The sequence below is a fragment of the Persicirhabdus sediminis genome, assembly GCF_016595495.1.
In the GTDB taxonomy this organism is placed as follows: domain Bacteria; phylum Verrucomicrobiota; class Verrucomicrobiia; order Verrucomicrobiales; family Akkermansiaceae; genus Persicirhabdus; species Persicirhabdus sediminis.
Window position 1 is genome coordinate 1 of record NZ_JAENIM010000026.1, and the last position, 2,946, is coordinate 2,946.

The 2,946-nt window shown below is 45.8% G+C and carries 5 protein-coding genes; 2 read left to right on the forward strand and 3 right to left on the reverse strand.

Going from position 1 to position 2,946, the window contains the following annotated elements; all coding sequences use genetic code 11:
* Window positions 1-344, reverse strand: a 344-nt coding sequence (locus JIN82_RS05430; protein ID WP_200310632.1) for a transposase, incomplete at its 3' end; no start/stop codon positions are given.
* A gap of 652 nt (window positions 345-996) precedes the next feature.
* Here JIN82_RS05430 and JIN82_RS05435 point away from each other — a divergent pair.
* The gene (locus JIN82_RS05435; RefSeq protein ID WP_200310633.1) at window positions 997-1,260 is read left to right on the forward strand and encodes a ribosomal protein L7/L12; all 264 of its coding nucleotides are present in this window, start codon (window positions 997-999) and stop codon (window positions 1,258-1,260) included.
* 139 nt (window positions 1,261-1,399) lie between these two features.
* Here the strand turns inward: JIN82_RS05435 and JIN82_RS05440 are convergent, their stop codons facing one another.
* Window positions 1,400-1,543: a hypothetical protein gene (locus tag JIN82_RS05440; RefSeq protein WP_200310634.1), complete on the reverse strand. Its 144-nt coding sequence runs from the start codon at window positions 1,541-1,543 to the stop codon at window positions 1,400-1,402.
* 69 nt (window positions 1,544-1,612) lie between these two features.
* Between JIN82_RS05440 and JIN82_RS05445 the strand changes: the two genes are divergently transcribed.
* On the forward strand, window positions 1,613-2,404 hold the full coding sequence (locus JIN82_RS05445; protein WP_200310635.1) for an endonuclease/exonuclease/phosphatase family protein: 792 nt from the start codon (window positions 1,613-1,615) through the stop codon (window positions 2,402-2,404).
* 269 nt (window positions 2,405-2,673) lie between these two features.
* Here JIN82_RS05445 and JIN82_RS05450 read toward each other — a convergent pair.
* On the reverse strand, window positions 2,674-2,946 hold a 273-nt coding region (locus JIN82_RS05450; protein ID WP_200310566.1), incomplete at its 5' end, for an integrase core domain-containing protein.

The following is a 2,946-nucleotide window of genomic DNA, read 5'->3' on the forward strand; positions in this document are numbered from 1 at the left end:
CGACGCTGATTTTTAGGCAAAATCTTCGGCTCAAATTCTCCCTTGCGATCTCGCGGGATGGCCACCTCTAACTCACCGTGCTCACTGATCGCTTTTTTGCGGCTGGTTCCGTTGCGCACATTTCCGCGTTTACCGCCTTTGCGCTGGCCTTTTTCGTAGCCTAAATGGTCATCCATCTCACCAGCTAAGGCACTCTCGTAGAACCTTTTCATTAGCTTTTTGATGAGATCGTCACCCTGAACTGCCAGCTCAGCCGGACTCGCTCCAGCTGCCTTTTGTTTCGCTATGAATGAGTTAAAAAATTCATCCAAGGCCTTGTCTGCTTCTGTCTTTTTTTTCTTCATGGTCGTATTTTACAAATGCGACCAAAAACACAAATATTATGTCAGGCTCTCGCCTCTTAGAAAACCGCGAGTCCAGATTACAAGTCCGAATCCGATTCCAAAGAGAATTCCTTTCGCTGGTGAGTCCCAGAACGCCGAAAGAGAAGCCGCAACCCATAGCAGAAAGATGCCTAATCGAGGGCCAAGTGGTTTCGCCGCTAGTTTCATTCTTTCAGCCGAACAGTATTGATTCGTAGTAATGGTTGAGTGATTTAACATTTTCCGCGAGATTAGCCGAGGCTGCGATCATTATCTCTGTGGTGCTGGCTGGCGGGATTTTTAGTCAGATTGATAGATTTCATGATGGTAGCGGGCTGCGCTCTTAGTTCGCTGTGGAAAGTTTTCAGTGTTCAGTGAACTTACTAAAAGTTGATAGAAATATCTAATCAGTCAATGAAATAGCCAGCTAGCAGGTGGGGCGCCGTGTGAATTTTCAGCTAGCTAGGGGAGAAAGCGTGTCATGGCATAACAAAATCAAACATGGTTTGTCCATGGGGCCATGGGTTTAGCTGGCTGTTTGACTCCTAAGCCGACTGTCGATAGTTTTTTCTCATGCATGTCTGCTAGCCATTGGTATTAAGTGCTGCGTGTCGATTACTGAAATCCTAAAATAATGAAAACTGAACTTTCTGAAGAGGAATTTAAACATGTCACCGAGGCTATTCTATCAGGTAACAAGATCCATGCCATCAAGCTCTACCGCGAGTTTACTGGGCAAGGTCTGGTTGAAGGGAAAAAAGCGGTAGAAGCAATCACAGCTAAGCTTGTGCCCGCCCACCCAGAGTTGAAGCAAAAGAATGCCGCGGGATTTTCTACGCTAACAATTGCTCTCATCATAGGTATTGTTATCTACCTGCTATGGCAGAGGTTTGGCTAGAATGGATGCGTTAGTAAATAGCCCTAGCTAGGAAAGGAAAGGGCGGGGGGCGATTATTCATTATCTAATCAACTAGCTGGCTGACTAACAGTTGCTGATGAAGTTTTCTCAACCGCTGCGCGTCAAATTCCATTTTTTGCTAGAAACATTGATTCTTAGTTTTACACACTGGCTGAGCCATGTTGTTATCAGAGCTGTTATTGAATAAAAATCTCTGCGGGCAGCTGTAACTCACTGGTGCGTAATCGTCACCTGACCAGCTAGGCATTGCTGATTCATTCATAACAACTAATCAAACTTCTCTCAGTAGCTCCACTGCTGAGCCTAGCAATCTAACCAGAAAGGAAATATAATGATGCGCCAATTATTCTACCTACTCATCACCGCATGTTCGATCTTATCCACAGGCATAGCGTCCGCAAAGGAATCTGCTGAGGCGCATACACTCAAGGTAGTATCCTATAACATCCGCCACGGTGAAGGCATGGATGATAAGATAGATCTCAAGCGAATTGCTGACCACATCTCGCAGACATCGCCCGATCTCGTTGTGCTCCAGGAGGTGGATAAAAATTGCACGCGCAGCGGCAACCAAGATCTAGCAAAAGAGTTAGGCGGCTTGCTGAAGATGGATCATCGCTTTGGCAAATTCATGGATCTACAAGGTGGTGAGTATGGCATGGCGGTTTTGTCCCGTCTTCCTATCAAAGAGACCATTGCCCATCCTTTGCCCAAAGGCGCTGAACCTCGTTGCGCGCTGGAAGTTAAAGTAGAGTTAGATGGACTGTCAGTGCCCGTTTCACTGCTGTGTATTCATAACGATTGGACTAACGAAAAGATTCGAACCAAGCAAGTTACCGCGCTGATGAAGGCGCTGAAGAACTACTCTAATCCAATCATTCTAGCTGGTGATTTTAATGGTCAGAGATCAGATAATTCTATCAAATTGCTAGAGGAAGATGAGTGGCAAATCCTCGATAAAGGCGGCAAAAAGACATTCCCGTCATACAAACCAAGAGTGGAAATCGATTTCATCATGGTGAAAAATCTCAAGCTGGTAGAGGTAGTCCACGACGTTCTTGATGAACCAGTCGTCTCAGATCATAAAGCTATCTACACGACCATGACATTCCAGCCCGAGTAGTGCTGGGAAGAAGGCTCTAATCAGTCAACAAATTAGCTGGCGGATGTGATGGGGTGAACGTAGAGGTCGAGCGACGCAATTAGGAGTTGCTCGCACCGACTGGGGCGCCCTCCTTGGCTAGTTTTCGAAGTAGGCGGGTGAGGCGACCAGCTTGTTTCTTGATTATATTCCATTCCCAGAGGCCTGGTGACTTCAATTCTGGGCAAGTGCTTGACTGATCTTCCCCTCAAATTTCGTACAGCAAGTCTCCTTTAATTTTTTTAGTTGAATTAGGCTGCTAGAGCAACCTGATTTTGTTTTTTGAGGTACTCAAATGGCGATATATAGCCCAGTGATGAGTGGCGTCTGTAGGTGTTATAAAAGCCCTCAATGTACTCAAAAATAGCTTTGCGAGCTAGTTCTCTGCTTGCGAAATAGCCACAGCTCGGAAGTAGTTCTGCTTTAAGTGAGCCGAAAAAACTCTCACATGTCGCATTGTCGTAGCAGTTTCCTTTGGCTGACATCGACTGCTTGAACTTATGATCTCCGAGTAACTTACGTAG